The sequence below is a fragment of the Streptomyces sp. MnatMP-M17 genome (assembly GCF_900091995.1).
Lineage (GTDB): Bacteria > Actinomycetota > Actinomycetes > Streptomycetales > Streptomycetaceae > Streptomyces.
In genome coordinates, this window is the sequence record NZ_FMDK01001011.1 from 1 (window position 1) to 2,887 (window position 2,887).

At 72.4% G+C, this 2,887-nt stretch carries 1 protein-coding gene; it reads left to right on the plus strand.

Annotated features, from left to right (window positions below; translation table 11 throughout):
- A partial coding sequence (locus GA0115259_RS35140) for a glycosyl hydrolase (protein WP_093604396.1) occupies positions 1–2,887 on the plus strand: 2,887 nt, incomplete at both ends.

Here is a 2,887-nt window from a genome sequence, read left to right on the forward strand (position 1 = left end):
TCGACGGCGACGGCCGGTGTACGGGACCCACGGTCCCGCTCGCCGTGGACGGCCGGGCCGTACGCGCGCCGGGCCCGGGACGCTGGCGTCTGACGCTCCATCACCATGTGCCGCTCGGCTTCGACTACCTCGGTAAGGAGGCCTGCGCGGCGCTGCTCGACCGGGTGCACGGCGCGTTCGAACGACGGCTCGGCGACCGGCTCGGGACGGTGATCGTCGGCTCGTTCCAGGACGAACTGCCGACGCTGCCCACCTGGTCGACCGGTTTCGCCGACGCCTTTCTGCGGCTGCGGGGCTATGACCTCACCGAGTGTCTGGACGCGCTGTACGAGGACGTACGCCATGGCAGTGATCTGGAGCCGCACCGGATCCGGTACGACTACCAGCGGACCCGCGCCGAACTGGCCGAGGACGCCTTCTTCCGGCCGCTCGCCGCCTGGCACGAGCGCCATGGCCTGCTGGCCGGCTGCGACCAGCAGGATCCCGCCCGCGCCGGACATCCCGTCGGTGGTGTCGAGCTGTACGCGGACTATGCCCGTACCCACCGCTGGTTCTCCGCGCCCGGCTCCGACCACCACGGCGACGCCCGTGTCCACTCCTCGCTCGCGCATCTCTACGGCAGGCCAAGGACCTGGATCGAGGCGTTCCACTCGACCGGCTGGGGCGGCACATTGGAGGAGACGTTCGACTGGCTGCTGCCCTGGCTCCGGGCCGGCGCGACGCTCTACAACCCGCACGCCGTCTACTACACGACCAAGGGCGGCTGGTGGGAGTGGGCGCCGCCGGGCACCGACTGGCGTCAGCCGTACTGGCGTCACCACCGTGTCTTCGCCGATGCCGTGACGCGGCTGTGCGCGATCCTGAGCCTCGGCCGCCATCTCTGCGACACCGCGATTCTGCTGCCCACCACCACGGCGCAGTCGGGTACGGCGCTCGACGGTGTGTCCGAGGCGGCGGCCCGAGCACAGGCGGCCTATCTCGAACTCGTCGGCGACATGACCTGGTTCCACACCAGGCCCGGCGTGTTCGACCGGCTCGGTCTGGATGTCGATGTGATCGACGACGATTCGCTCGTGCGTGCCCGCGTACGGGAGGACCACAGCGACGGCGACCGCGCGGGCCAGGGCGACGGTGTCGTACGGCTGTGTGTCGCGGAGGAGAGCTACGCGACGATCGTGCTGCCCGCGTGCACGGTGCTCGAACAGGACACCGCGCGCCGGCTGGTCGAGTTCGTGTCGGCCGGCGGCAATCTGATCGCGCTCGGCGCCCTTCCCGAACAGGTCGTCGGCCCGGACGACACGGCGACTCTGGACAAGGTGCGCGACGAACTGCGCGCTTGCTTCGCCGAGGGCAGGGCCGTCCTCGTACCGTCGGCGGCGGAGCTGGGCGCGTCGCTCACCGAGCCGCATCCGTCGCTCACCGTGCCTCGCCCGGCCGTCCGGGCGTCGGTGCCCGCGCTCGCGCGCCAAGTGGACGATGCCACCGTTGTGTTCCTGACCACCGCCTCACCTCGCGCGACTCGCGCGGCCGTGGCCGCTCCCGACGAGCGCGGCGCCGCGCTCGGCTGGCTCGACGCGCGCTACGACTTCGATCCCGACCGGTACGCGCGCTCCGCGCGAGTGCGCGTCCGCGCTGCCGGAGGCCCGGCCGTACTGCTCGATCCGTTCGGCGGTCCGCCGCGTACGCTGCCGGTCCGGCCTGCCGAGGACGATCCGGGAGCCGTGGACATCGAAGTGCCCTTCGACACCGGGCCTGCGGCGCTGCTGGTCCTTCCCGCGCCCGCCTCGCGACCTCTCGTGGCCGAGCCGCCGACGACCGGGCCCGGGCCCTCCCGTACGGCGGTCGAGATCCCGGTGGACGCGGAGTGGGAGATGACGCTCGTACCGACGCTCGACAACACCTGGGGCGACTTCGCGCGGCCCGTGACCGGCCCGCCCGCCGATTCGCCCGCCGAGCCCTCCGGCGTCACGGCGGTCACCGAGTGCCGTACCTTCCGCCAGGGCAGCGCCGATGGTCCGGACGGGCCGGCGGTCCACGCGACGTTCGGGCCGCGCGCGGTCGTCCTGGGCGCCGACGGTGACATCCGGTCGACCTTGGCATGGTCCGACAGCCGAGGCATCCACAAGGATCCGATCCATCGCGAGGTCCTCGGCCCCAAGGGACATGTACCGGAGGAGTTCGTCCACGTCGGTCCGACGGCCGCCGGGACGGTGGCGCGCGTGCGGTCCGAACTGCTCCTGGACAAGGACTTCGACGGATATCTTGCGATCGGGGCCGCGGCGGCGAAGGCGGTCAGGCTCGGCGGTGCGCGGGTGGAACTGGACGACAGAGGCCATCTCGCCATGGGACCGGTCCGGCTGGCTGCGGGCCGCCATCTCCTCGAACTGGACCTGACGTCCCATCAGGACATCGATCTGCGCGCGCACATGGCGCTCGTCCGCGATCCGGAACGCTGTCGGCGGCCCGAGTGGATTCTCGCGGACGGTTCCCGCACGGACAGCGGCGGCGGCCGGGCCACCGTGGGTACGACTCTGACCTTGACGGCGGTGCCGAGTCGGGCGGTCGTCCAGGTCGCGGCGCGCGGACGGTGTGTTCTGCGTGTCAACGGCCATGTCATGGGCAGGCAGGGCGGATTCGATCCGTACGCCGAACACGCCGTCCCGCGCGTACGACGGCACGAGGTGGCGGCGGCCCTGCGCGCCGGGAACAACGAGATCACCGTGGAGACCGCCGACGGCGACGATCCGGCCGTCCTGGTGGACGCGGTGCTGTACGACGACGGCGACCGCGTGATCGCGGCCACGCACAGCGACGCCGGCTGGTGGGCCGAGCGCGGTGGCGGGCCCGGGAGCGAGCGCGGTGGCGGGCGGACGCCGGTCGCGGTGCG